The sequence below is a fragment of the Caproicibacterium argilliputei genome, from assembly GCF_029211325.2.
Classification (GTDB): Bacteria; Bacillota; Clostridia; order Oscillospirales; family Acutalibacteraceae; genus Caproicibacterium; species Caproicibacterium argilliputei.
In genome coordinates, this window is the sequence record NZ_CP135996.1 from 665,400 (window position 1) to 692,091 (window position 26,692).

Here is a 26,692-nt window from a genome sequence, read left to right on the forward strand (position 1 = left end):
TCCCGCTGGGGGCGGTCTTTCCTTTTTCATAGAAGCACCTTATTTCTGAAATGGAGCAAGGGAAAAGTCCACTTTTGCATCCAGTTCCATTTTTGTGACTATCCAATGCCCAGCGCTCTTGCTGTATTTCATGTTCAAACTCATAACACGATTAGAAGTGTTGGACGGCATATTATCACCGGCAACGGATAGGGTGTAGTAAATCAGTACGTTTTCCTGTGTACCCTGTAGCGCCTTGGTGTACAGGCGGCTTACAGTGGCATAGGAATAGGTCTTTGTCACCGGCTGAAAAGACGCTAGGCGAGGAGTGACTGCACCTTGAATTGGCCGGTAGGTTACATCCGGCGCGGAACTGGCAGCAGGTTTGCTTGATGTGCTCGGAGCAGAGGAAGCGGCTGCTTTGGCAGGCGCTGAACTTGCCGGTCTTTGCTGTGCAGGTGCAGAACTGATTGGTGCAGCGCTGCTGACTGGGGCAGCAGATGCTTTTGACTGCTCAGAACTGGTATTGCTGAACATTTGCTTCAATGCATCGTCCGTCATATAATCCCGCAGGTACTGCTTTAAAACGTCAGGTGATACGGATGTGTCGGATAGGTCATAGCGGAGGTGTAGCACTTTTTGCGCGTCTGCTGATAGCGTTGAAGTATAGTCGGTGTCGGCAGCACTGCTGACAGTATTGGATTGCGCATTAAAAAATCCTCCCATATCAGCACTGCTCGACGGGGAAGAAGCAGATGCTATATTGGAGGATACGACTGGTACTGCCGGTTCAGATTTTTTGTTCATCATACTGGATATAAGAACTGTTGCGCAGATTATGCCAGCAACAGCGCATATTAAAATGTGTTCGTCAAGTAAAAATGTTAGCAAAAGGTCCCCAAAAAGGTTAGCACCTTGGAGCACCTAATTTGTTGTTCGTGCATGTAGCATCGAGGCCTTTTTCGGGGCAAAACAGGGCGAGACCCAACGCTCACATTTTGGAGACCCACGGGGCCAAACAGGTCGGGGCCCAATGCTCACTTTTTGGAGCGCTTTTTCAGTGGGTACGCTGGCGTTGCATGGACTGGGTCAGCCGGTAGCTCTCGCCGGAGAAGATTACAATGTGGGAATGGTGGATCAGCCGGTCAACCAGCGCTGCCGTCAGGCGGTTGTCGCCAAAGACAGTGTTCCACTGCGAGAACTCCAGATTGGATGTAATAATGAGGCTCTTTCGCTCGTAGCAGTCGGAGATTACCTGAAACAGTAGCTCGGCGGCATCCTTGTGCAGCGGCACGAAACCAATTTCGTCAATCACAATGAGCTCCACTTTTTTCAGTGTGCTGAGATAGTTGTTCAGCGTACCTTTGTTGTTTTTCTCCAGCAGGATATTGGCAAGGGACGCCGCCGTATAAAAGCGGACACGCCGCCCTTCCTGGCAAGCTTTCAAGGCAATGGCTGTGGCAAGATGTGTTTTGCCGGTACCAACAGTGCCCATAAAAATGAGATTCTCCTTGGGCGTAAGAAATTGCAGTTCCTCCATGTACTCGGCAGTCAAGCCGCTGGGCAGCTCAATGGCGGGAGTCCACACAAAGTCATCCAGCGTTTTCAGAACACGGAAACCGGCGGTTTTCACCATGCGGTTAATCCTGTTGGCTTCACGCTCTTTCATCTCCAGCTTCAGCAGGTCGGTCACATATTGCTCTGTACTTTCAAACTGGACGGAGCGCCATTCCTTGGCCATGCCGCCCAACTTCACCTGTCGCATCATCAGCTCAATTTCCTCATACATTTGCGTCACCTCCCATCAGCCCGTCGTAGGCGGAAAGATTGGGATTGTAATGCAGTGCCGGGGAACCGAGCAGCTTGAGTGGATCAGGACGGTATTCCTTCTTTGCAATCATGTAATAGCACTGCCGGAGGCTGTCCGCATCCGTGCGGCCATTTTCCCCGGCAAGCTCCAGCGCATCGTTGCACAGAGTAGCATTGCCGTCGGAGACAATTTCGCTGAGCAGTTGGAGAGCGTTCTTGCGTTCCCTGCCGCTGGTCTGTTCCAGGAAAGCCTGCCACTGCTGGGGCATCTGCCGGAAGAAGCGAGTGTGTTCAATCGCACCAGGCTTTTTGCAGAGCACAGACACATACTGCGTCCAGTCAAACACCTCATCATTGGCTTTGTAGCTCCTGCGGTAGTGTCCAACCGGGTGGTGGTCATGGAAAAACTCCACATGGTCAAAGAAAATCTTTGCCTGTACCGTTTCACCGGAAAGCATGGGAGAAAGGCCGTACTTGTTTGTCTCAATGGTTACAAAGCCGTTTTTGTTTACCGTCAGCGAAGCATAGCGAAACACCGAGAACGGGTATTCCGGAAGCCGCAGCAGGCTTGCCTCATCCTCTTTCCAAAGCTCTTCAATCAGAAGCTTCTTCTTGTAGTGCGGGCGCTGTGCATCTTTCTCGCACCAATCCCACAGGGACTCATTAAAATCGTCAAAGGACGTAATGGTCGGAACCGGCACAAAGGCATTTCTGCGGCTGTAACCCACCTTGTTTTCCACGTTGCCTTTTTCGTTGCCGGATGCTGGATTGCAGAATTCTGCACGGAAACGGTAATGCATCATGAAGCGGGTAAAGCCGTCTGTGAGAATTCGGTCTGTACCCTTGAGTACCTGCACAACGGCGGTGGACATATTGTCAAAGCGCAGCACCGGCGGAACGCCGCCAATATGCTCAAAGATACGTTTCATACCGGTAAGCAGGCATTCCTGGTTCTGAGAGGGGAAAGTTTGGGTGTACCCTTTGTTGGAATTCGGGAAGGAAATGGTTAGTGCATAGCCGTCCTGCTCCTGCCCTGCACCATCGTAGTAGAGATGCTTTCCGAAATCTACTTGCCCACTGCCCAGCGTATGCTCCAGAGGCAAATAACCACTGTTCTTGGAATTCATCACAAACCGCTTTTTGCGGACGTACTTTTTTACGCTGGAATAGCTGCCACCGAAACCGTGCTCATCCCGCAAACGGCAGAAAATCCTCCAAACGGTGTGCCTCTGCTTGCGCGGGATCTTATGGTCGGCTTCCAGCCATTCATCAATTACGGGAATGAAATCTCCCAACACCGGATAGCTCGTTGGCTCGGTATCCGGCAGATTGTCCTCGCTCCAGTCGAGCTGGTAGGCGTACTTTTGGACGGTCTTGAAGCTGTGACCTGTTTGACGGGAAATTTCTCGCAAACTCAGGTCTTCATTTTCGTACAGATCCTTGATATTATTTACTTGAGCCATTCTTAACACCTTTCTGCTACCTCCTTAGTCTCTTGACAATTCTAAGGGTAGCTGTTATTTCAGGTGCTGACAATGGCTCACTTTTTATGCCATTTGGGGTGCTAACTTTTTCGAGACCTTTTGCGATACTTTCATTTTACCGAAAACATATTAAAACGATGCGTTTCTTTTTATTTGTCATATGAAATCCTTTCTGCTGTTATTTTACACGTCCATAAGCATAGAAATGGGACTGCCAGTAGCTGGAGCTGCAGTTTGCATATTGTACATGAGAGCCGCCTTCTTCCAGCATTACACCATTGCCGCAGTAAATTCCAACGTGGGTAATGGTTTCGCCACAGTCGTAAGTGTTTTTGAAGAAAATCAGGTCACCAGCTTTGGCTTCGCTGGGGGAAACAGGTGTGCAGTATTGGTCATAGATGCCTTGTGCAGTTGTACGCGGCATATTTTTCCCGGCCTTTGTGTAAACGTAACACACAAAGCTGGAGCAGTCCATTGCTACACCCGGCGAATTGCCGCCAAGCACATAAGGCGTGCCGAGCAGGCTTTCACCAACCTTTTTCACATTCTGGAATGATACATCGGCATAGCCGAGACCTCCTCCAATACCGGAATAGTAGCGCAGGACGTGTTCAATGTACTGCGGATCGCCGCCCCCACCTCTGTTATGAAAGTCATCAGCCAGTGCTTGTGTCCAGACGTGTGTGCCTGGCCAGGAGGGAGATGTGGCACCTATAATAAAGCCGGTGCCGTAATTGTATGCCTGCAGTGCCAACTTGATATGTTCCATATCGTAAGGAGAAGTACAGCTAGCCAAACGCAGTGCTTCTTTTAATTCCTGTACACCGCACCAGATGGAATACTGCGGGTCTTGAATGCCGTTTTGTACAGCCGGGTACTTTTTATTGTAGGCTGTATTTTCAGCAGCCTGCATCGGGTCAAGCCCTTCACCACCACTTTCCTGCGCCATCACGGCGAGAATCAGGTCAACGTAATCTGTCATGCCAAACTGAGCTGCATAGACAGAAACGATAGGGCGGTAATTTTGTACGGCGGCGGGGAGAGGAACGGAAGAAGCATTGCTGCCTGATAAGGCGCCAAATGCAGATGAAATCATCAGCAATACTAAAAGCGGCAGCATAATCACACAAATTATAGAAAGTACGCTTTTTTTTGATGAAGATGCAATTATTTCACGGCCAAACGCTTTCAATGCTGTCTTTCCACTGGAAGCAGCCTGCTGCTCGGTTTCTTCTGAAAGTGCCACACTACTATTGGATGCTTTTTTCCTTCGCACCAGAGCCGCTGCACCAAGTCTTTCTTTTTGACTTTTTGAAAGTTTTACAGGCGTGATGACGGATGCTGCCTGTTGTGCAGCGGACAATCCGGCAGCACCTGCATGCAGTGCAGGATTACTGCTTTCATCATAATTGGCAGAGGCAGCTTTTGCAGCTGCTTCGGCAGATCGCGTAGCTTTATTCAGTATGTGTGCGGCAACACTTGCTTTCGCAGAACGGATTTTTTGTGTAGACGCTGCATCGGCAAAGTATATTGACGTATCCTTTACCTGTAAATGTTGGTCAACATCATAGCCACCGGTCTGTTCCTGTTCAATCGTGTACTGTTGTGTACTGTTTATATGCTCAGGAGGCAGTGTATCCGTAAATGATGGTATGTTTTCGGATGAACGTGATTGTACTGCTTTTTCTTGAGCATTTTTCGCACGTTTGTATAAATAGGGACGTATGGCAGCCTTTCTAAATGGGATTGTCTGATCTTCGTTCATTATGGTATCCTTGCTGTCACCATAATGCTTCTCACCCCGAGTAGAGGCACGAAGATAAAATCGTTTTTGATGTGAAGAAGGAGTGAAAGCGGTTGATTGATGCTTATATGTGCTTTCGTGGTTTTCATAGCGCAGCTGTTTTCCATAGTCACTCAGAGTAAGCTGCTTTTTCTCTCCAGTTGCCAGGTCATGTTGAATCATTCCATTTTTCGTGAACTGAACAACCTCTTTGTCAAGCATAAAATCACGTTCCTTCACGACGGCGTTTGTTTACATCAGACATAACGACCTTAAACAATTCCGTGTCATCCGGGTAACGATTATCAAATTCAACAATACTGTTTCCGGCTTTAAACAGCCCACAACCGCTGTCACTGTGCTGCAGCTTTTTCACCTGGCGTCCGGAGAGATCCATGACCTGAGCCAAATCTTCAATCATATCAGGTTTCTGCCTGTAAAGCATAATGAATTCAGAATTGGAAAGAAGGGATTTTGAATCTTCATTTTTCAGGACATCCCGTACTTCCTGGGTCATACCAGTTGCAATTAAGCCATACTTACGGCCACGCTTCCAGCTGTCAATCAGCCACGAACCTGTATTGGCATTGCGCAATGAGTGATGAATTTCATCATTCCACAACCATGTAGTTTTTAATTTGGCCTGATTTTCAGAAATATGGTTCCAACACCAGTCCTGGATAATTGACATACCCATTAATTTGAGCTGTTTACCCAAATCACGAGTGTTGAAGCAAACTAACCGGTTGTTGATATCTATGTTTGTTTTTTTGGCAAAAATATTAAGCGAGCCTTCTACATAGATTTCCAAAGCACCTTTGAGAGCTTTTGCTTCCGGTTTGTCCTGATTTCCAAGCACTTCATAGAAGTCCTGAAAAGTTGGAATATTTGCTTTGTATGGGTGTTTTATATATTTCGCGTATATTTCTCTTACGCAATGGTCAATTACGGAACGGGTTATGGCATCAATACCATAACGGTAGTTTAAAGTGATTTCCAGCAATGAGATAATAAAATCTGATTTGAATGGAATTGGATCGGGTTCTTCTTCACCACCGTAATACTCATTAATGTCGAAAGGATTAAAATTGGTTTGCGAACCATTTGAAACTTTGATTACCTGACCACCTAGCAGTTCAACAACCTTTGTAAATTCACCGTCTGGATCAATGATAATCATATCATCGTGTGTGCGGAGAAAACACTCAATGATTTCAAGCTTTGCACCCATGCTTTTGCCGGAACCGGAGGCTCCAAAGTAAAACCCGTGCGGATTCATTAGTGTTTTTCTGTCCAGCATCAAAATGTTGTGAGACAAAGCATTCTTGCCATAACAAAAGCCAGTAGGTTGTACAATTTCTGTTACGTTAAATGGAGTAAATACAGCGATGGAAGTTGTTTTAAAACTTCGTTTTACAAAAGTATCATTCCGGCCGAGTGGAACTACAGAATTTAGGGCATTTTCATGGTCAAATGTAAATGGGTGAATTGTACAGCCATGTTTTTTGGCAGGAGACATAACTTCTTCGGCAATGAGGTCAACTTCATCTTTGGTTTTACCGCGAACCATGATTAAAACATTTGCCATAAACATTTTTTCATTGCGTGTGCGAAGATCTTCCAAAAAGCGCGTTGTGTTTTTAATTTCCCCTTCCAACTCACGAGGAATTTCAGGTATTGGAATACCCGCTTTGCACTGGCGTGCAATGATATTGTATTTTTCGGTATCGAGCCGTTTTAATTTCTTTTCAACATCTTTAATAGCAATATCCGGGTCGGTTGGTTGTATGTTGATTGTAATAAACATATCGCGGTCGACTTTATCGGTCAGATCGTGAATCAATTCGTCAGATAGGTCATGCGGAAATGCTGAGAAGAAGAGGCACTGAACGTAATCATCACCGAGTTTAATGTAGCGGTCTCCCGGAACTTTATCAATGCCAAAGGGTGCGATTAGATCTTTGTCATATATGCCGTTCCGTAGTGTTTCTTCTCTACTTATAGGTGAGAGATCATCTGGACGATAGTATTCGCGTAACAGAACCAACCGTCCATATTTGTTAAGCTTGTGTGTGGCACATCCCATCGAGCGAAGCTGTGATAAAATGTCAGAATCAATTCTATTAAACCGCTGTTGGGCTGCCTCATAACTATTTTCGAGAATTGTCAACGTAATATATTTCTTTTTGATATAAGAATCAGAGCCAGTAAGACGCTGGTTAGCTGTATTGTTCAAGTCGTTGACAACAGTTTCCAAGTGCTCGCTGGAAGTTTGTGGACACGATACAAGAACATTTACGGCAGTCCGGGCAAGCTGCATATTGACAATATGCATTTGAATACCAATTGTATCATCAAAGGAATTTATGAGGTAGCAGTAATCCTCAAAGGCAGCAGTCCGTGTCTGATCATCGGTATTCGTGTAGTTAATATCATCAAAATTGTATGTGATGCTGTATTGGTGGTTTCCCAAATATGCGATTCCATCTTCATACAAAACATCATACGGAATGCTGCTCTGTGCCGTAGAACGCTTTTTCCACGGAAAATGCACATTGCTGATTCGCTTGTTAATGATATGCTCTGGGGGAGGAGAGGGCTTCTTTTTATGGACTTTATTTGCTGTCAAGGTCATAAGTTTCTTCAATCTCCTTTATTTCGTTGTTGAGAATAGCAAAATCCTCATAGTAGTTTCTCATACGGAACGGACGGTGTTTAGCATATTTGGCATCTTGCAATTTTAGTAGCAGGATGTGTTCAAAATGCAGTCCATCCTTTTTAATTACACTGAAAAAAATGATTGGAACACCAATCATACATGCTGCAAATCCGGCAGAAGTTACGTCACCGGTTAGCAAAAACAATGGGATAAAGACAGCCGCAACAACGATAAATGAAATTACAGCACATACAACTTGCCTCACAGTGAAGTTGCCGAAGAGCTTTGGCTCATATGCACTTATGTCATCCGGAATTTGTACAATCAATTGAAACCCTCCTTAAAATGTGTTCAGAATTCGTTTGGAAAGTTTGTCAGTAGATTTTAGTGCAGCGACCAGTACTACAGATAAGCCTATCAATCCCCAGAAACTACCCATTTGTGTGCCGAAATCTGCGAGACTCGCATTGCCCGCACTTGCATAATTTGCTACGGCTCTGGTTGCCACAATGCTATACAGGTATAGGCATATGATCATGAGAAAGCCTTGCAGAAGGAGAGCGAAAAACTGTTTGAAAAAGTTGAAGGCCAGCTGCCGTTCCTGTGTATTTACCAAGAAGGCCATTGGAACAGGTGAAATCACCCATAACAACGCCATTTCAAACAGTCGCCCAATGACGATTACAAAAATAAAGATTCCAATGATGTGTGAAATCAAGGAGATTGTACCTGTTTGTACCCACAATCCAAATTGACGGCCAAAATCAGCTTGATTAACAGAAGCCATTATGGAATCGACAATGGAATTTGTTTGTGCGGGCGTATAATGTAACGCTGCAATCAATTGTTTGAGGTAGCTGTTAATTATTGTTGTGAAGGCTTCCAACAACGAATAAGTATTGGAGATAATTAAAAACGGGAGGATATACTTAATGCTGGTAATTGTAATCAGTTCAGCATCAAGATTGCTTCCGTTTTTTTCGTATACCTGAAGTAAGTCAATCGCCAGGCAAAATGCAAGAATTGTAAAAGCCAAAGGAACAATAGCGACAGTACACGCTTGTAATAACGTATGCCAGCGATCTGCACCAAAATAAGATGCAGGGGTTTGTGCGATGTTGTCTCCGGAAGTTGAAAGTTGACCATTGATGACAGAATAGAAATCTGTCAAGTTGTCGCGAATAGCATTTTCAAACATCAGAGTCCTCCTTATTTAATACCGGCCATAGACTGTGCAGTCTGAACTTGCTGAATTGCCCACTGCATTAAAAAGAAAGCAATCGCAGCACCAGATGCACCACCAAGAATTTTTTTGATGCCGGTGCTGTTCTGCTGACCATCACCGTACATGTCATAAATGCCCCAAATTGCAATAATTGCACCGAATACGGTCAAGAAGATTTGCAAAATTTTCATAATAACTACAGAATCCATTTAATTTTCCTCCAATTTAATTTCAGTTATATATTTTGTTTGTATGGTTACTTCTTTACTTGGCGGAGAGCGGTAAAATAGATAACCTTGTTTTTGCCCGTCAGCCAATTGGGAGTAGTTTGGATGTGACTTAATATCATATTTTCGGGAATGGAAAGGAGAAAGCCCCTTGATACTTACAATGCATTCATCCATAGACAATTTTGATATTTCAGTTGCATCCAGCAATTTACGGCCAGCACTTTGCTCGTTAATACTGTGATTGCCTTTTCCAGACATCCCTGCACCACTGTCGCCGGTACTTTTTGTAGTAATCGTAGTATCGCCAAGCATTTGTTCTGAAACATATTTTGTTGTCGTTTCACCGGTTCCACCGAGAAATAACTTAATTGGACAGTTCGACAAAATTGTGTCGTAGTCTTCTTTGTAGATATGCTTGATTTGTCCAAGATCTTGATACAGAAGTTCCAGACCAACATTATACTTTCTCATGGTGGCCAGTAAGTTTTCCAAATTCGGGAACTTGCCGATATTTGCAATTTCATCGATAATGCAGTGTAGATGTAAAGGAAGTTCGCGGCCAGGTAATGTTTTAGCTACTTTGGCCTGCGTGTTGAAAAGCACACTGAATAAAATTGCAATCATGTAATTGAATGTACGGTCAGTTTCATCCATAACCAAGAACAAGGCGGTCTTTTCCTGACCGATTTTCTCCAATCCAAGTTCATCTTCAGAAAATAAATCTGAATACTCCTGTATATCGAAATGCTGTAAGCGAATATCGACACTGATGAGAATGGATTTTGCTGTTTTTCCAGCTGCCAGTTTAAAGCCCTTGTATTGCTTGCAAGCAAAGCTTTGCGGATTCTGTTCTTCGAGTTTATGGAAAAGGATGTCAACTGCAGAAACAAAGTCTTCGTCTTCATCCTTAACCTCAGAAGCGTGAAGCAACTTCATAACTGATTCAATATTTTGTTCCTCCGGCGGGCACGTTTCAAGTATGTAGTTAATATGGGCTGACAGCCAAAGCCGTTCTGATTTCACCCAAAAGTCTTCCATTGATTGTGGGTTCGATTTATCGCCGGAGGTGTTGAGAATCAGCATTTCGATGAACTTCTGAACATCAACAGGTGTTTTATAATAATGAAATGGATTGAAATGCAGACTGTTGCTGGGACTGATGACATCAAAAACTTTGATCTTATATCCAGCGGCGGCCAGCATTGCGCCTTCACTGTATAAGTGTTCTCCGCTTGGGTCGGTAATCACATAGCTTCCGTTCATTTGCATAATATTAGGCTTAGCATAGAAGCGGGACTTGCCTGCACCAGTGTCACCTAAAACAAGCACATGATCCGCGAGTCTGGTCTTTTTTTGATCTATAGAAATTTGTTCGGTCTGAGACAAAATAATTGTATTTTGAAACTTTTTGTCTCGGAATGGTTTCAAATCTGACCGTTTACTCCAATGTGAAGAACCGTGTTCAATTCCGGCGTATTTTCGATACTTCGCATAAAATGACAGAGTAAGAAATGCAGTCGTACCAATAGTAAGCAGTATGGCAGTCTTATCGGAATAAGATAATATTGACGGATCAAAATTGCGCAGATATTGAAAAAAGAGATAGCTGCATACCAATGTGATACAACTTGGAATTATGAGGGCCATAATACGTTTTGGCTTTTTCATAAAGTAGGCTCACTCTTTTCACGTTTATGGCTTTTGGATTTAACATTTTCTTGAGCACGTGACTGATTAACCTTGAACGCTTCCTTTTGTGCTTCTTGTATTTTCTGCGCGAGGTCACCATGTTCCTGACCGTCCTTCAGAAAATCTTCCATAGCATGGCCTAGTTTACTCATATCTTTTTGCATATACGAAAAAATATAGTGAGACGGATCATTCTTTTCCCGCACCAGAGAGAAGCGCAGACCATATTTTTTAGCATATTGATCAAAACCGTGCAATTCTTGTTTTGTAACGGCTGTGCACTCGATGCCTGACTGTTCTTTTGAAGAAGATTTAGTCAATTCATTCATTGACTTTTCCCCAGGTGCATATTCTTTTTCTGCTTTATTTTTATGATAATGCTTTTGAATAGCATGAATGATGCCGCGTAGTGTGGCTGCAGTAAGGTGTTCGGTTGCATGGACTGAATAAGATTCTATTTTATCGACTTCTTTTTCCCCAATCATGATAAGCATCTCCTTTTTTGGTTGGAGCTTCTGCGTACACACGCTCCATTGTTCGTTTTGCTTCACTGATTTTTTCTAGGTCAGCCTGCAGGCCGTCATATTGCCGCCATAGCTTTTCTAATTTTGCAGAAGCACTGCTGTACAGATTTTGATACTGTTCTTTTGCCGCAGTATCCTTTGGACTAAGCCCCCTTTCACTTAATACAGCGGCAGCAGATTGATAAGCATTGATACCCTCATGATTTTGCAGACGGTATCGATCTTTCAGCAGAACAGCATCTAAACCATCCATAATAGGTTGGTACTTTTGAATGGCGTCAAAGCTGTCAGTCACTGCCTGCAAATCGTCAATGCGGTTTTCAAGTTCACGCATGGTGGTTTGCAGCTCAGCAGACTGTCCGGCGATTCTTGTAATGATAGCAGTGAAGTCTTCGTAATTTTGAATATTGTTTTCCCGCAGCACTCCTTTCGTGCGAAACATGGATTCAATTTGGTGCAGCTTCTGTGAGTAGGAGAGGGACTGTTCTTCTTCCGGCACAGAAATGTAAACGCCGGTCGCAATGCGCTGGCGTATTGCGGATTCTCTGTAAGCGTCCCCAAGTGTGTAGGTACGAATGTTGCGTTTCTGACCATTTGTCCGATGTCGAAAAGCCAGATACTTTCCAGAAGCTTTGCAAAAATAATCCTCGCCCATGAGAGCGAGGAATTCGTTATAGTCTTTTGCTTTTTCAATGCAGCGGTCAATATCGTTTTTAATGTAAGTGCGATAGGATGTGGGGTTTATCCAAGTGTACTTATGCCGCCGGTCACGGTTTCGATTTGGCGTAACAATCGAAAGTCCATATTCTTCGCAAAGCTTGTCACTGACTTCTGCCAGCCGCTTCGGTGTAAACTTGTTTTGACGGAAGCGGGTGAGATCATCACCGATAATATTAAAAGTGATGTGATTGTGGATACAGTGTGAATTCACATGGGTCGCTACAACGTATTGATACTTGACCGGACTTCCATTATTATTTTTGTTTCCGTACTGTTCCAGAAACTCTTCAGCAAGCTGACAGGCCAGCGTATGTGCGGTTTGTGCATCTACTTCATGAGGTTTAAATGACTGCCGCATTGTCATGAGAATATACTTTGAACGGTTGTCCACAGTCGCCCGACCTTTTACATCCTCATACTGTTTTTGCAGCAGTGCCATTTCTGCTACGGCGGTCTGACTTTCACAATTTTGATACGTAACATATTTCCCTCCTTCTGTTTTTTCAGGATTCGTAATGTAATTGATAGAATCCCGAATTGTTATTTGAGCAGTGCGCCCTGGGCGGATGCCTATTCCTTCGATGAAAGTTGTAGCAATATTTCATCCACTCCTTTCCGCACTTCTGCAATATCCTTGGCACGTACATCACCAAAAGTATTGGCAGCGCGTGCCAGCTGGTTAACGTTGGTGCCGAGTTTGTGCAGCTCATGCAAAATCTGTTTAAGCAGCGCGTAATCTTTTTTGATGATGAACCCATCAAGCGCCATTTTGCGAATGTACGCTTCACGATTTTTGATGCCGACCATGTCCATCTTCAACTTCAAAAGTTGAAGTTCTCCGTCTGAGAAGCGGACTATAATTTCTCGATTGCGAGTTCTCCTTTCCATTATGGTTACCTCCATTTTATAATTTGAAGTTTGCTTGTAATTGATTTTTTTGCGGTAGCAAAGGGTATTAGGGGCAGCGCCCCTAAAGAAATTTCACAAAACCGGTGGAAACCGGTTCTTGCGAAAAGTGGCATTTGGATATCCAAATGCAGTGCTTGCCAGTCATGGAATGCGATTCACTTCGCCTGCGGCGCTTTCACTTTAAGGAGAAGGACTTTCAGGGCGCTGCGGTCACTTTCGTTCTCGGCCGCCACAACGGAATCTTCGAGAATTTGCATTTGCTGTGCTGCCGGATAGGAGGAAAGCTCTGCCAAAATGGCCTGTTCCTCATCCGTGTAAAACACTTTTTTCATTTTGCATTACCTCCTGAATTCATGTTACAATGTTTGACGATAGGTTGTGATAATTTGAATCACTCAACTGTGAATTTTGAAGACATCCTTGAGTTTTTGTGAATTTCAATGCCCTTACCGGATACACCGAAGAAAAAGCCCTGTGGACTTAAGTGCTTGAAAAAATCCTTACCGTACACACTAACCCAATATTCTTGAGGGCTTGAAAATTTAGAGGAATCAATTCTTTTCTCATCCTTGCAGAACATTTTTTTCATTTTCTTTTACCTCCTGAATTTTTGGAAATCGTTCTGCGTTGACTGCCTGTGCTTTCTGCTGTGCGGTGTGTAGTTGCTGGTCGAGGGAAAGCGGCTGTGCGCTTTTTTCCTGCTCACGACTTTTCTGAATCTCTTCAACGGTACTGTCTACCTCGCTGATCAGCTGGTGTGCATTTGCTTGAATGTTGGCAAGAACTTCGGAGAGCTTTTCAAAGTCCATACCAGTCGCCCATGCTGCAATATAATCGAAGCTGTACTCGGAAGTGTCCAGGCCCAGGTGGTCAGCAACGATGAAGGCAGTCGCTTCCGCTTCTACTTCGGCCTGCTTTCGGGGCTTGCCGCTGACAGCGTGCTGCAGTGTTGCATGACCAATTTCATGAATCAGCGTTTTGATGGTTTGTGCATCTGACATTCCATAGTCCAATGCAATTTTTTCGTTGGAAAAATCACAGTAACCATGCGAACCGTCATGCAGATGCTCAAAGACAACCGGGAAAGGGGAGACCTCTTTCAATGCCTGAAATACATCAGCATAGTTGTCAACGCTGCCCTGCAGCAGCGGGCAGATTTCTGGAAGCGGTTCTCCATTCGTTTGTGAAACATCAAAGACGTGCGTTACTTTGAAGCGGAGCAGCGGCTTGGTTTCGATTGTAGTCACAGGGTTGCCCTGACCATCAACCTTGATTGTGCCATCTTCATTATGCTGAGTTGTTTCTACTTTTGCTTTCACCGTGACCGGCGCGAAAATTTCAATTCCTTTCTCGCCGCGCAGCACATGGCGGTTTAGTTTTTTCCAGACGCCAAATCCGGCCACCTGCGAAGCGTCAGGTTTTTGCATCAGTATGAGCAGCGTATTTCTGAAAGAATAGCCGTGGAACAAAGAGGCCATTCTCAAATATTTTTGAAAATGCTCACTCGTGAAAGTTACCTGAATTCCACTTTCCAGCTTTTTCATCAGTTCATCTTTTTGTGCTTTTCTTTCATCTGCTTCCACGAAAATCACATCCTTTCGTCGTATGGCGGCAAACCAGAATCATCAGTGTCTGCGTATTGTGTGGCAGGCTTTCCACCGGCAAAGTCAGCGTTGTTGACAAGTATTTCTGTCTTGTAGCGTTTCTCTCCTGCAGCGGTTTCGTAACTGCTGTTTTGCAGCCGTCCGCTGATTGCTACGAGCTGGCCTTTAACAAAATTGCTGCAGATGAACTGTGCAGTGCGTCCGAAGGCAACGCATTTGAAAAAATCACAGCCGGATTTTTTGCCGCCAATCCACGGCCTGTCAACGGCCAGTGCAAACTGAACAGAAGTGGTTTTTCCCTTTTCGTTGAGCCGTGGTTCGTCTACCATGCGGCCATTTAGTGTACAAATGCTTAACATCTTTTATCCCCTTTCTGCGACAAATTGTCGCACCAATATTCACGTCGGACTGAATCAGTCCATTGGAACCACCCCCATCAATAAAAAATCCGCAGGTACATAAATGCACTGCGGAAATTATTTCGTATTTGATTTAGAACGCTTGCGTGTAATCAGTATCATGGCATCGGCTGCGCCGAGAAGTACGAAGCTCACAAGGTAGGGGAGAGTGGAGTCCTGTCCTGTCTTTGGTGCAGCAGGTACAGATGGTTTCTGTTGCGTAACAGCAGTCTTGACTTTTTGGTTATTGATTTTGACGCTTGCAACCAGATTGGCTTTTACAGATACGGTCTTATCAGCTGCCAGCACATAGCCCTTATTTTTCGCACCAGCCAGTTCGTGAATGGTGTATGTACCGACCGGCAGACCCTTGATTTCAATCATGCCGTGACTGTCAGTGGCAAAGGTTTTGTCGTACTTTTGACCATTGGCAGCGGTTCCGGTCACACGGAACTGAATGCCGTCAAGCTGACCGTCAGTAACACCGTCCATCGTCTTTACGATTTCCAGCGTGCCGGTTTGCAGTTGGTCTTTCATAACGGCCTTGACGATTTCGCCATCCGCTTTGATTTCAAACGGATAAGCTTTTTTGTCAATGGTGTAGTTTGCCGGGGCCTTGACCTCTTGATAGGTATACTTACCGACCGGCAGCGTGATAACCAGCTTGCCATCCTTATCGGTCTTGCCGGAGAAAACGACTTTGCCGGTAGAAGCGTCCTTAATGGAAATTTCAGTGTTCGGCAGCGCCTTTGCCGTTACAAAATCGGTCTTTGTAAAAGTAAAGGTGCCGGTCAGAATCTGGTCTTTCATCGCGGCTTTCACAACCTGTCCATCCGTTTTGATGCTGAACGGATAAGCTTTTGTATCCAGCTTGTACTTCGGCGGTGCGGAAACCTCCTGATATGTGTAATCACCTACCGGGATGTCCTTAATCACCAGTTTGCCGGTGTTGTCCGTCTTGCCGGTGAAAACGACTTTTCCGGTTTTTGCATTTTTGATTTCAATCACGCAGTCCGGCAGCGGCTTGTCATCTGCAATATCGGTTTTGGTAAAATCAAACGAGCCGGTACTCGGCTTATCAGCCAGTTCTGCAGCAATTGTCTGCCACGCCGCAATAAAGATGGTATGTATCGTGCTGTCCAGCGTGTAGCCGTCCGGTGCTTTGGACTCCCACCAACTTGCAGCGCCGGTCGGCAAACTGGTAAATTTCAGCTTGCCGGTTGCGTCAGTTTTGGCGGTATGCATCGTGCCAGTGCTGTCTTTGAGAGAAATTTCAGCGCCCGGCAGGAAGCTGCCGGTCAGCTTATCAATCTTGGTAAGCGTAAAATCACCAGTAGACGGGCCAGTCGGTGGATAGTACGGCGGCGTCGGTTCTGGTACATCATATGGCCGGTTGAGCAGCGGCGTTTTGGTTGTTGTGACTTCAATTGTCTGACTGTGTTTTTGGTCGGGTGCACCATTCACATCCGTTCCAACGCCGCACGGGTAGAACAGCAAATCGTACTTTTCACTGTTGAGCGTATAACCGTCTGCTGTTTTCAACTCCTTGACATAAAAATCACCGACCGGAATATCAATGGACAATCCTGTGGGTTTCCCGTTTTTATCGTATGTGATGTTTGTTGCCTTGCCGTTTTCGTCGAAGCTGAATTTGGAAAGCAGCGTGTCTTTTTTTGCAATCACGCTGCCGTCCTTTGCAGAAGTGAGATCTTCCGCTGCATACAGACCGAACACGCAATCTTTCAGTGCCTTATCCGGCGTGGTTTTCAGGTGTTTCTGCTCATTTGCCGTATTCCATTTGTAAAGGAAATTGGTCGTGAGATCAAGTGTCTGCGATAGTACAACCGGCTTTTCCGTTTCTTTGGAAGCGGAACCGGTGCCGGTTTTGTCCTTATCGTCCTGTTTCGGCAGTTCCACTATAAAGGTATACGGAGTCGTCATACGTAGGTCGATTTTATCCGGCTCCGGTGTAACGGTCATAGTCGCGGTATACTTGCCGCCGACTGCCAGCAGCTTGGTTGCAACCTTCTGCGCGTTATCCCCTTTTTTAAGAACAATGGTTTGAATGGTGTCACCAAGCTTCGCAGCGGGCAGAACTTCTTTGCCGTCTTTGTCCTTGACAGCAGGAATGTTCTGCGCGGCCTTAATTGCAACAGTCGCGCCGGTATAGTCAAGATTTTTTGCAATAGGCAGCTCCACAAACCGTTTGAGCAGGTTAATGTGCGCCTGCTGCCGGGTGTCGTTGGCTGCGCAGTCAACATGCTCTAGCGGAGCAAGTGGGTCAGATGTTGCAATGCCTGTCTTGATATCGGCCAGCCGCTTTTCCTCGGCTGTGTAGTCGAGATTTTCTTTAGTAATCGTTTTGTCACTGCTGTTGTTCTGCGTATTGGAACCGATGTAGTGCGGTTCCTGCGGATTGAGTTTGGTGTCGTTCAAATCAAAGGCAGCGTTGTGCGTGTCCTTGATTTCAAACGCAACCCTATCATCTGAAAGCGTGTAGCCAACCGGGCTGTACAGTTCTTTAAAGTAATACTTGCCCTCGTAAAGATTGCTGGTGGTAATCTGGCCTTTGCTGTCAGTCATGGCCGTTTCCACAAGCGCGTCTTTTTTAAGGGTATCGGCAAAGGTGAAACTGATTTCACGGTGCATACCGTATTTATCGTCTACACTGTATGTCCGGTTGAGTGTGGTATTTCGGTTACTGCGAACGGTACTGTCAATGTCGCGGGCAGTAATGTCCTCAGCGGCATACACACCATAGACAGCGCCGGGCAGTGGCACATTGGTGTAGGTAAACTGCTTGCTTCCGTCACTGCCGGTCACGGCAGTTGCGCCGTCGCCGGTCTTGACGAGGGTTGCGTTGCCGAGAATCGGAGCATCCGCGAAGTTGACAACTAGCGTCTGATCGAGCGGGTCAACTGCGCCGTCCAGTGTAAAATGCACCGGCTTGTCAGTCAGGTAATAGCCCTCACCGACGTGCACCTCGTATACATCATAACCTGCGCTTCCCCATTCCAGCAGATCAGCGAGGTTTGCAGCGCCGCCCTTGTCGTTGCCGGTGACGTTGCCTTTTTCATCTGTTTTCCAAACGGTCGCTTTGTTAAGTGCGGCGGAAACGGTTTGATTATCTGTAACCCAGCACTTTCTTGTGCAGTCCCAAACTTTAAAGTAGAAATTGCTATACGGAACGATTTTGCCGGAAATGGAATCCGTTTTCTGGATGCGGACGTGCCGCGCGGTAACCTGATTTTCAATATACAAAGGTGCGGTCAGGTTATCCACCGTCTTGACTTCGGCGGTGGGATGCGCGGCTTCGTACTCGGACAGATGTGTGGAAAACGGGTCAGAGTTGTCAATTTCGTTCCAATAGCTCCACAAATCCTGATCGGTCATATCTTTATTAGCAATGACCGGGATGTCCGCACCGGCCATCATCACAATTTTGTTGCTAATGATGGTTGCCGCGAAGCTGGCAGCTTCCGCTGCCGTTGCCTTGCGTGCACCGGTTTTAGAGAGCACTGCTGCCGTGTTGAGCGTGCCAGTGTTGTCATACTGGCTGCCATCCGGCCCGAAATAATAATCTGCATTTGCAAGCGCCGCGTACTGCGTGCGGCACAGGTCGTAATCACTCAGCGTAAGAAAATCATTGTAGCTGTCTGCGTCATATGCGGCGTTGTTTACAACATCGCGCAGCACTTTGTCGGTATACAGATCCATGCGGGTTTTGCCGCCAACGGAGCCAGACAGCGGCGGGTTGTGCTCAATGCCAAGGCCGTTGTCGTTGCCAAGGCCGTCGCCGCCCCGCACGACTGTCCAGTCCTTGATAGTAGCATTCCAGTTTACCTGTGTATCCACCCACTGGAACACCGGTGCGGCCTTATCATAACCGGTAATGGGGTCGCGTTCCACTACAATGTACTGACCGTAGGGCAGCAGGCGGCTTGTCCATTCCCCGGTTTTGTCGGTGGTCTGTGTGTCCATCAAACCTTTTACATTATAAGGATTTGCAGCAATTTCAGCGGAGGTCATTTTGTGGCCGTCCTTTTTGCTGATACCGAAATTATAAAGCACCGAGGTATCGTTGTGCAGCGCGCCGGTTGGGTTCATTTGCGGCGTTGCGGAGAGCATATAAATGTCAAACACAATACCGGGTGCAGGAGTCTTGCCCTGGTTATCGTCGCCGTCCACATTGCCGTTGGGGTCTTTTTCGAGAAACTTGTAGCCGTGCAAATAACCAGATTTCACTTTATCGCAATTTGTAACAACGCCATCAGTGACGGTTGTGCCGGTCATGGAACTGGGGTTATCCAGCAGCGTGATCTGCGAGGAAGTCAGGTCGGCGTGATTGCCGTTGAACAGGCAAACAAACTCTTGGTACCAGCTGCCGTGATACTTTGCGTAATCATCGTTATCATAGAGCAAGTAGCCCTTCGGGGCATTGGTTTCAATGATGGCATATCTCACACCTTGCCGTAAAGGAGAACTGCTGGCACTGCCTGAATTGTCCGTGGTGAGCGTTTGTAAGATCTCACCGATAGGGCGGCCACTGTCGTCATGACCATCCACGCGGATGATTTGATATTTTGCACCTGCAAACGTGGAGTCGCCCTGCGGCTTGTTGCCGGTGGCGGGTTCCCATGTTCCACCCGCAACCAGCACACTGCCGGTGCCTTTGTCGCGTTTATGTACCGTAATCACGGACTTTTGCTGATAGTTATAGAGGTCTGTGCCGCTGACTGTGCAGCCGCCGTCATTGCTGTAAACGTAGTTGCTGGTGCGGCTTCCCGCCCAGGTGTACCCGCCCTGAGTGGTAGTGGTATTCGGTACCTCGTCCACATAGTTGATAACCGGGTCTTTGCCCGGCACGGTCACGGAGTAGGAACCATCAGACTGGCTGGTGGTGTACATATCATCCGTTACGTCCTTCATCGGCGGGTCGGTAACGGTCTGCCCGCCCGCGGTCATTGCAGCCAATGCTTCCGTGTCAATTACCTGATAAGTAACGTTGACATGGATTTGGCAGCCGCCAAGACCTGCCTCATCGTCAAACTCGCCGTACTTGTGACCGCCGATGGGAGTTTGTACATTCTGTGTATTCCTAACGACGATTTGTGTGGATGAGGCTTTGCCGTCCTTAACCACAAGCGCATAATAGCCGCTGTCGGCGTTGTATTCGGACGGCGGTGTGATCTCATGCACATAGTAGGTGCCATCTTTTTTGACGGTGAAGCCCGCAATACCATCATCACCGGAAATAGCGGTGTTGCTGTCGGTAATGCTGGTATCGGTGATCAGATTGTGGTCTGCATCGTACAAGCCAAATGTTGCGCCGGACAGGGCTTTGCCGGTGATGGCATCTACCTTTTTTACGGTTACGGGGCCGGGGGTCGGAGTTGTTGGGTCTGCTTTGAGTTTAAAATACAGTTTTTTCGGTGTTGCGGGTGCCTGTCCCAGCAGAACCTGGTAGCCGTTTGCAGTACCTTTGTACATAGTAAGCGCGCCTTTTCCATATGTGCTGATGCTGGAGTCACTGCGACGCTTCACTTCAAAAACTGCATTGCTAACTTTCTGCGTAATGGATTGATTATCTGTCTGCGGCATCGAAACATAAATGTGCGTGTCGTCTTTTTTAACAAATGTCAAAGGCAAGCCTTTGGCGTTTGCCTGATTCTGTAGGTCAGAAACAAACATATCATCAATTTCGGATTTGTAACCGACCATCGTTAATTCCAGTGTTTTATTGGAATTGTTTTTTGTCATGACGTTCTTACTTGCGGTATTGCCGCCGTTGGAAGACGTACTTGTAAAGCCGGTTTCCTTGTAGTAATACGCCAGTTGGGCACTTACCTTGTTGTAGCATGTTTTAATTTGCGATAGCAGACTGGCAGGAGCCGTGATTTCATTAATCATACTGGTCGCGTTGCCTTTAAGTTTACCCGCGCTGGTATTCCATTTACTTGGCTTCGCCATCATTTCCCACAAAAGCAGCTGGCGGGTATAAAAATAACATGGATAAATATCTGGGCCACCGCCATAGGTGGGGTCATAGCTGATGGCAAAGGCTCGGCCAATCAGTTCTCTCGTATTGGCATCCACCGTGTTCCAGTAACTATTGTCTACTTTATATGAAGCGCCCGTGTGCATCCTTGCACCCTTGTTCATACAAAACACGTAGTCACCGGATGCCCGCATGAACCAGATAGGTTCGCCTGCGTAGGTGCCGGAAGTAAACTTTAAACCGGTTTCCTCACAGGTCATGGACAAATTGCCAGACTTGCGCAGGCTGCCAATGGAACCCTCCTGCTGCACCCCGCCAGCAGCGTTTACGCTCAAGGCACTGCTGGCAGCAACAATAACAGACATTGCAGCCGCCAGGCAGCGCCGGAATATTTTTCGCATTTCGCTTGTTCCTCCAATTTTATTAATAGACGTCTTATCTGTTGTCATGGCCATGACAGCAAGAAAGCCGTCCGGCGGCGGTCTGATGAAAGGATGTATGCACATTTTTTTCCTGCTTTCGCTTGATGTATTTTCGTCATAAGAAAAGGCGCTCCCAAAAGGGAACGCCTTGCGTAAAGGCTGTGAATTTTTGTCACAGAATTAAAGCCCACCTCGGTTTACGCACCTGCAGGCGGGCATAAAGAACTGCCGCCAACGGCAAAAGCCAATGGCGGCAGCTTAAAAAGAAGATGTACTAAACTTGTAAGCTTATTTCAGGTAGATATACACGGTGTTCCAGTTCGCCAATTCCTTTTTGGTGCGGATTACGCGGCCATAATATTTGTAATCGTCATTTGTGTTTGCACCGGAAAGCGTTACGTCATCGCCATTCACATTTTCCACATACTCAAAGTGACCGAGATATGAGCCAATGCCTGGTTCAATGGCAATAGAATCTTTTTTGGGTTCCGTGCCAATCGTATAGCCAGCAGCTTTAATTTTATCGACTTCTTCTGTGGTTAAAGCTGCTGGAATCAAGCTACAAATGAAATTGTCAAGTGTTTTGCTGGTGATTTCTTTTGTCCTACCAATAACATAAGAGCTGCAGCCCATGTTCCCGCCATCCGTGGTAGCGTGTAAATTATAGAAGCCCTGATAATACTTGCTTGTAAACACTGGGTCAGGGTTGGTGTCATAGGTCAGGTTTGACTTAAAGGTGGGAATAATCTGCTCCGTGTTGTAGTCTAAGTTTGTGTTGTCAGGAACTGCATTGATACCGTATTCCGTAGCTTTATGTTTTTTAAGTTCTTCCACAAGGTCTTTTGCAGTAGCATCCAAAGCTTTTTCAACGTTTGCAGCGGAGTCAAAAGCGTTACCACTATACTGTTTAGCAGTTGGAGTTGTCCAAACGTTGGCGCTGTCCAAACTGGCATTGTGTGTGTAGCCCATATAGCTCATGTAATCAATGAGATACTGCTTTTTGCGGTTTGCAGCGAGCTGCCCATCCTCGTTATACCAACCATATTTATCTTGTACTTCGCCGCCATAATAATAGATAGGCGCACCATCTTTGTAATCATCTTTATGGTGCTGCACGCCAACTTTAATTTTACAGTGCCGCACAGCGCTCTGCCCAGGCAGGGTGGTGTAAACAGCAGACTCCTGCCCACAACTGCCAATAGCGCGGACTTTAAAATAATAGGTGTCGTTGCCGTTTTCCACCTTTTTAACCGTGTTTTCCGTGCGCAGTACCGCACCGTTGCCAGCTGCAATTTGCGGGTTCGAGTGGCTGCCAATCACGGTAAACTTAAAAGCGTAGGTGTTGCCTCTGTCAACGGTGAAATCCATCGTTGTATCGCTCTGGACGTGCGGGGCAGCCGCGAACGCTGCCGGGGCGGACACACCTGCTGTCAATACTGCTGCCATCAGTACAGATATGGCTTTTCTTGCTTTTTTCATAACTCTCGACTCCTTTTCTATGGTTAGATTGTGGCTAATAATGTTCGGTTTGTCAAATTTATTGTATATCCTTATTTTGGGAATGTCAACCGCTGTTTTACTGCGACAATTTGTCGGACTTATTTTTCTGTATGCGCTGTTCCAGCTCGTCCAACGACAAACCGAGGGCAGCGCAAATGTCTGCAATCGTCCGATAACTGGGGTTAGTGTTATCACCATTTTCAATCGCGTGTAGGGTGGAAACAGCGTGGCCACAGCGCCGCGCAAGTTCTGACAGCGATAAGTCTTGTTCTTCCCGTTCTTCCTTTATAACGTCTTTCAGCATAATATTTACATTCCTTTCGGTATGTGGTAGAGTGTTCGTAGATGAGGTATTCTCCGTCCTAACAAGAACCACTACCACAATGATACCTAGAATAATTACACTAAAAAGTAAAAATACTCCCGTCGTTACCCCGATGGTAACAAACTTTGTATAAAAGTCGGAAAACATTTCAATTATCATCCTTTTGTAGATTATTTATTTTTGAATATAAGAATGGAGTGATTATTGTGGAGACGATAAAGAAAGTGTTAAAATGGTGGAAAACTAATATGCGGTACATCGTAATTTCTGTCTTCATTCCTTTGCTGCTTATTGGAATATTCCCTTTTACAAATGGTGTAAGTATAGGATATGTAATAATTTACTCCATTTTAGCCTTATTAGTTTCATTTGAAATAAAATGTGACCTAGCAAAAAGCATCAGTAAATTTCGTACTTCAATACGCGGCTACCTATGGTTTGGGCTACAACTTTCTGGATTAGCAGTTTTAATATTCGGTATGCTTGCCTTTGAAAACCGTTCGTTTTATGAGAACATTGCTAATCTGAATCAGTATGTTGTTGATATGACTGGAAAATACCTAGATGGTTTTGGCGCTTTACTTGTTTCGGTAATTGTTGTCAGCATTGTATTGTTAGGAGTTTGGCTAGTATTAAGTTTATTTGCTGACGTAAAAATAGTTGTTTTGGTAAATGCGATTTTTACATTTGGAGTAAACTTAATACATCAAATTGTGAATTATATTTTTTCTTTTTTGCCCAATTCTTTTTTTGTTGGGCAAAGTTTTACAGATAAAGAAGCTGAGGTATTTACACAATACTGTCGTGGTATGTCTCCAAAGGGAATGCTTCTCTTAATCCTTAATACATTCTATATGCCGCTGTTTGTAATAGGTGGTATTATTACAATCGTTGGAGTTATAAAGGGCTATCGGCAAAGTCGTAGACAGAATGTTAACAGTTTTAGAGAAATAAAATCAAAAATATTGTAAGCACTTCACCTGCATCCAAATCAGCCACGCGCGCGCTTCATCCTCAATGTACCGACCGGAACGCAACCGGTCATTAATTACCCGCACCCAGTGTACATATTCTTGCTCATTCAGAGGAAGCTTTGCGGTAAGCTGCGGAGCTTCCGCCGTCAGCTGCTGCAGGTAAGCCGCCCGACCGTTGGGACTGTCCGGTGGTGCAGGTGCAGCAGTTTTATCTTTTCGCATTACTTTTTCCGCCAGATGTTGTTGCGGAAAAGCCCTTTGCCATGGTTGCGTAAAGTCCAGTCGGCCATAATAAATCCGGCAATCATCACCAGATAGCCGAGAACACAATACAAGGATAGCCAAAGTCCTACCAGCAGAAGCACGGCACCGGCAATCACAGTTGCCCGTGCCGTGCTTTTTTGACGCTTTCGGATATAGTCCGGGTCAAAATTTCTCATCATGAATACCTCCGTGCAGTTTTATTGTGATTGCTGCCAACACAGCGCACAGTACGGCAACGATGTTGGCAGTAACTAAAAATGGTGTGCAGATGCGTAAAAGGATGTAAACAACCAAAGCCGCTATGGTGATTTTTGCAAACAGCCATGACTTCTTTTCCTGATTGTTTGTATCTACGGGGGGAGCAACTAATTGCACTTCCGAAGTCTGCAGATCAATCGCGTCAGCAATAGAAAAGTGTATGTCTAGATCAGCGTCCAGCTTAATTTCGGTGCCTTCCGGCCCGCAGCTGCAGCGCCAGAATGCGTCGTCATGTTGCGTGATTTTCCAGTAGGTCAGGTCAAAATTTACTTGACCGCCGGATGTGTCCATGTGGCGCTCGGCAACGATGTCGCTGACGTGCAGCGGCTTGCCAGCGCATTTATAGCCTGTATCAGTCATTTCCAGTCCTCCTAAATTGCAGTGCTCCGGTGCAATGCTGCATCTGGTATCGGGATGGAGGGTCACCGAGCAGTGTGCAAAGAGCATTTTTTAAATCGTATGCGGCGTTAAAGTCCGTTGTTTCCAGCAGCCACAAGTGCTTGTGTAGTGGCTCATCATCGAGCAATGCATCCGCTTTGACAACAAAATATGGCTGACCAGCAAAGTCTTTTCGTACTTCCACCTCAAATGATACAGCTGCAAAATTCTGATTTGATTCAGAATCGTGAATATATACAAACGACTTTCCTGCGACATTTATGCTATGGCCGCAGATTTCAAAAGTTGATGTTTTAGTTCGCATACAAATCCTCCGTTGCTTCAAAAATGAGATTATCACAGTCCCGCTCATAAGCATCAAGATCATGATTTGGCTTGTCCTGCGGCCGAACAGTGGGGGAGGTGTCATACTTTCCCGCCAGAATCTTTGCAGCATTGTCCGGGCGTGTAATCCAGTCAATGTCTGCCCGGAACACGCGCTTGTCATAGCCTGCAGTACGGCCTGTGAGAAAATCACTCTTTTCAACTTGCGAAAAAAGTGTATACAAGGAACACTGTTGCCGAGAGAGGAACTCCAGTTGATGGTACACCCGTGTTGTTCGCTTCGGCGTCCAGCCGATGGTTACCGGCTTAGGCAGGGAAGGACACTTCTCTGCAAAAAGCTGCACAGCAGAAGTAACAACTTCTTGCATGGAGGGGAGGGGAGCACTCGCGTCCCTCCCCTCAGTTTGGCTAAAGTCCGTCTGGTTAAGGTCAGTATGGATAGTAGGTAATTTTGACGTTTCTCGCAGGTCATTTTGACTTTTCTCAGGAGTCATTTTTACCTTTCTAGAAACGTCATTACTACCTTTCTGAATCGGTAATAATGACAGGGGTTCCGGCGCGGATGAGGGGGTAAGTGCCTCGTTTTCGGGTGTTTCAGGGATACAATGGGTGTCATTTTTACACATCTGCATATACCTTTCGTACTTTTCAAGCTCTTTGTCACTGTCGCTCTCATTATTAGAGTCCATGTCAACCGAAAATTTCTCGGCATCATCTGCAGCCATTTCGGCGTGTAGTACATAAATGCGATTGCTGCGGCCACACCCTGGTCGTTCTTCTTCAATTAATTTTGCATCGTGCAATTCCTTGAAAGCGTTGCTGACTGTCTTCGGCTGCATCCCCAAAAGGTCAGCAATCGTTTCACGCGGATAGATCAGATAGACTTCGCCATTTTCATTTTTCCAGCCGTGCTTGATGGAGAGTGTCATTCTGTCCAGCAGCAGAGCATAAAGAATTTTGGCTTTCGGTGTCAGTGGTTTGTACTGTGGATTAGCGAAAAGGGCGTAGGGCATACGGATGAACCGCTCCTGCACGGTTTCCTCAATCCGATAACGACGGTTTTTCATAATATTTCCTCCAATAAAAAAGCACTCCTGACTTTTAGGAGTGCTGCAAATTGCTATTGCATGTACATTAATTCATATATTACGCTAAATAAAACCAAAATGATAAGTAAACAAATTATCCATTTTCCCCTTATCTTGCAGAGTCTGG

The 26,692-nt window shown here is 45.8% G+C and carries 25 protein-coding genes; 1 reads left to right on the forward strand and 24 read right to left on the reverse strand.

Going from position 1 to position 26,692, the window contains the following annotated elements; all coding sequences use genetic code 11:
• Nucleotides 1–39: 39 nt before the first annotated feature.
• The 19 genes from PXC00_RS03115 to PXC00_RS03205 form a co-directional block, all read right to left on the reverse strand.
• A complete protein-coding gene (locus PXC00_RS03115) occupies nt 40–789 on the reverse strand; it encodes a hypothetical protein (protein WP_316935077.1) in 750 nt (249 codons plus the stop codon).
• 247 nt (nt 790–1,036) lie between these two features.
• Nucleotides 1,037–1,768 (reverse strand): IS21-like element helper ATPase IstB, encoded by a 732-nt coding sequence (gene istB, locus PXC00_RS03120; RefSeq protein ID WP_268058202.1) that lies wholly within the window; start codon nt 1,766–1,768, stop codon nt 1,037–1,039.
• Complete coding sequence (istA, locus tag PXC00_RS03125) at nt 1,761–3,251, reverse strand: IS21 family transposase (RefSeq protein WP_268058201.1); 1,491 nt, start codon at nt 3,249–3,251, stop codon at nt 1,761–1,763. Before istA ends, istB begins: the two co-directional genes overlap by 8 nt.
• Nucleotides 3,252–3,450: 199 nt before the next feature.
• Nucleotides 3,451–5,277: a bifunctional lytic transglycosylase/C40 family peptidase gene (locus PXC00_RS03130; protein ID WP_275846128.1), complete on the reverse strand. Its 1,827-nt coding sequence runs from the start codon at nt 5,275–5,277 to the stop codon at nt 3,451–3,453.
• Nucleotides 5,278–5,281: 4 nt separating this feature from the next.
• On the reverse strand, nt 5,282–7,690 hold the full coding sequence (locus tag PXC00_RS03135) for a VirB4-like conjugal transfer ATPase, CD1110 family (protein WP_275846127.1): 2,409 nt from the start codon (nt 7,688–7,690) through the stop codon (nt 5,282–5,284).
• The gene (locus PXC00_RS03140; RefSeq protein ID WP_212507960.1) at nt 7,671–8,042 is read right to left on the reverse strand and encodes a PrgI family protein; all 372 of its coding nucleotides are present in this window, start codon (nt 8,040–8,042) and stop codon (nt 7,671–7,673) included. Before PXC00_RS03140 ends, PXC00_RS03135 begins: the two co-directional genes overlap by 20 nt.
• A 12-nt stretch (nt 8,043–8,054) precedes the next feature.
• Nucleotides 8,055–8,912, reverse strand: coding sequence for a VirB6/TrbL-like conjugal transfer protein, CD1112 family (locus PXC00_RS03145; protein WP_275846126.1), 858 nt, complete (start codon nt 8,910–8,912; stop codon nt 8,055–8,057).
• Nucleotides 8,913–8,923: 11 nt separating this feature from the next.
• The gene (locus PXC00_RS03150) at nt 8,924–9,148 is read right to left on the reverse strand and encodes a hypothetical protein (protein WP_212507962.1); all 225 of its coding nucleotides are present in this window, start codon (nt 9,146–9,148) and stop codon (nt 8,924–8,926) included.
• Entirely contained in the window at nt 9,149–10,837 is a 1,689-nt protein-coding gene (locus PXC00_RS03155; RefSeq protein WP_212507963.1) for a VirD4-like conjugal transfer protein, CD1115 family, read from the reverse strand.
• The gene (locus tag PXC00_RS03160; protein WP_275846125.1) at nt 10,834–11,343 is read right to left on the reverse strand and encodes a DUF3801 domain-containing protein; all 510 of its coding nucleotides are present in this window, start codon (nt 11,341–11,343) and stop codon (nt 10,834–10,836) included. The genes PXC00_RS03155 and PXC00_RS03160 overlap by 4 nt, the downstream gene beginning before the upstream one ends.
• Entirely contained in the window at nt 11,318–12,700 is a 1,383-nt protein-coding gene (locus PXC00_RS03165; RefSeq protein WP_316935201.1) for a relaxase/mobilization nuclease domain-containing protein, read from the reverse strand. Before PXC00_RS03165 ends, PXC00_RS03160 begins: the two co-directional genes overlap by 26 nt.
• On the reverse strand, nt 12,673–12,990 hold the full coding sequence (locus PXC00_RS03170; RefSeq protein ID WP_275846124.1) for a plasmid mobilization protein: 318 nt from the start codon (nt 12,988–12,990) through the stop codon (nt 12,673–12,675). The genes PXC00_RS03165 and PXC00_RS03170 overlap by 28 nt, the downstream gene beginning before the upstream one ends.
• A gap of 176 nt (nt 12,991–13,166) precedes the next feature.
• Nucleotides 13,167–13,343, reverse strand: a complete 177-nt coding sequence (locus tag PXC00_RS03175) for a hypothetical protein (RefSeq protein ID WP_212507966.1) — start codon at nt 13,341–13,343, stop codon at nt 13,167–13,169.
• 59 nt (nt 13,344–13,402) lie between these two features.
• Nucleotides 13,403–13,600, reverse strand: a complete 198-nt coding sequence (locus PXC00_RS03180) for a hypothetical protein (RefSeq protein WP_212507967.1) — start codon at nt 13,598–13,600, stop codon at nt 13,403–13,405.
• On the reverse strand, nt 13,575–14,594 hold the full coding sequence (locus tag PXC00_RS03185) for an ArdC family protein (RefSeq protein WP_212507968.1): 1,020 nt from the start codon (nt 14,592–14,594) through the stop codon (nt 13,575–13,577). The genes PXC00_RS03180 and PXC00_RS03185 overlap by 26 nt, the downstream gene beginning before the upstream one ends.
• A gap of 5 nt (nt 14,595–14,599) precedes the next feature.
• Nucleotides 14,600–14,974 carry a single-stranded DNA-binding protein gene (locus tag PXC00_RS03190; RefSeq protein WP_275846123.1) on the reverse strand — a complete coding sequence of 125 codons (375 nt, stop codon included), beginning with the start codon at nt 14,972–14,974 and terminating at the stop codon, nt 14,600–14,602.
• A gap of 117 nt (nt 14,975–15,091) precedes the next feature.
• Nucleotides 15,092–21,412, reverse strand: coding sequence for a SpaA isopeptide-forming pilin-related protein (locus PXC00_RS03195; protein ID WP_316935078.1), 6,321 nt, complete (start codon nt 21,410–21,412; stop codon nt 15,092–15,094).
• Between the two features lie 309 nt (nt 21,413–21,721).
• Nucleotides 21,722–22,912 (reverse strand): hypothetical protein, encoded by a 1,191-nt coding sequence (locus PXC00_RS03200; RefSeq protein WP_275846121.1) that lies wholly within the window; start codon nt 22,910–22,912, stop codon nt 21,722–21,724.
• 97 nt (nt 22,913–23,009) lie between these two features.
• The gene (locus tag PXC00_RS03205) at nt 23,010–23,237 is read right to left on the reverse strand and encodes a helix-turn-helix domain-containing protein (RefSeq protein WP_275846120.1); all 228 of its coding nucleotides are present in this window, start codon (nt 23,235–23,237) and stop codon (nt 23,010–23,012) included.
• 227 nt (nt 23,238–23,464) lie between these two features.
• Between PXC00_RS03205 and PXC00_RS03210 the strand changes: the two genes are divergently transcribed.
• The gene (locus PXC00_RS03210) at nt 23,465–24,229 is read left to right on the forward strand and encodes a hypothetical protein (protein WP_316935079.1); all 765 of its coding nucleotides are present in this window, start codon (nt 23,465–23,467) and stop codon (nt 24,227–24,229) included.
• Here PXC00_RS03210 and PXC00_RS03215 read toward each other — a convergent pair.
• From PXC00_RS03215 to PXC00_RS03235, 5 genes are read right to left on the reverse strand one after another with little or no spacing between them, the layout of a single operon-like run.
• Nucleotides 24,215–24,454, reverse strand: a complete 240-nt coding sequence (locus tag PXC00_RS03215; RefSeq protein WP_212507974.1) for a hypothetical protein — start codon at nt 24,452–24,454, stop codon at nt 24,215–24,217. The genes PXC00_RS03210 and PXC00_RS03215 overlap by 15 nt on opposite strands.
• The gene (locus PXC00_RS03220; protein ID WP_275846118.1) at nt 24,454–24,675 is read right to left on the reverse strand and encodes a hypothetical protein; all 222 of its coding nucleotides are present in this window, start codon (nt 24,673–24,675) and stop codon (nt 24,454–24,456) included. Before PXC00_RS03220 ends, PXC00_RS03215 begins: the two co-directional genes overlap by 1 nt.
• Nucleotides 24,659–25,114 (reverse strand): hypothetical protein, encoded by a 456-nt coding sequence (locus PXC00_RS03225; protein WP_275846117.1) that lies wholly within the window; start codon nt 25,112–25,114, stop codon nt 24,659–24,661. Before PXC00_RS03225 ends, PXC00_RS03220 begins: the two co-directional genes overlap by 17 nt.
• Nucleotides 25,107–25,457: a hypothetical protein gene (locus PXC00_RS03230; protein ID WP_275846116.1), complete on the reverse strand. Its 351-nt coding sequence runs from the start codon at nt 25,455–25,457 to the stop codon at nt 25,107–25,109. The genes PXC00_RS03225 and PXC00_RS03230 overlap by 8 nt, the downstream gene beginning before the upstream one ends.
• On the reverse strand, nt 25,447–26,544 hold the full coding sequence (locus tag PXC00_RS03235; protein ID WP_275846115.1) for a replication initiator protein A: 1,098 nt from the start codon (nt 26,542–26,544) through the stop codon (nt 25,447–25,449). The genes PXC00_RS03230 and PXC00_RS03235 overlap by 11 nt, the downstream gene beginning before the upstream one ends.
• Nucleotides 26,545–26,692 lie beyond the last annotated feature (148 nt).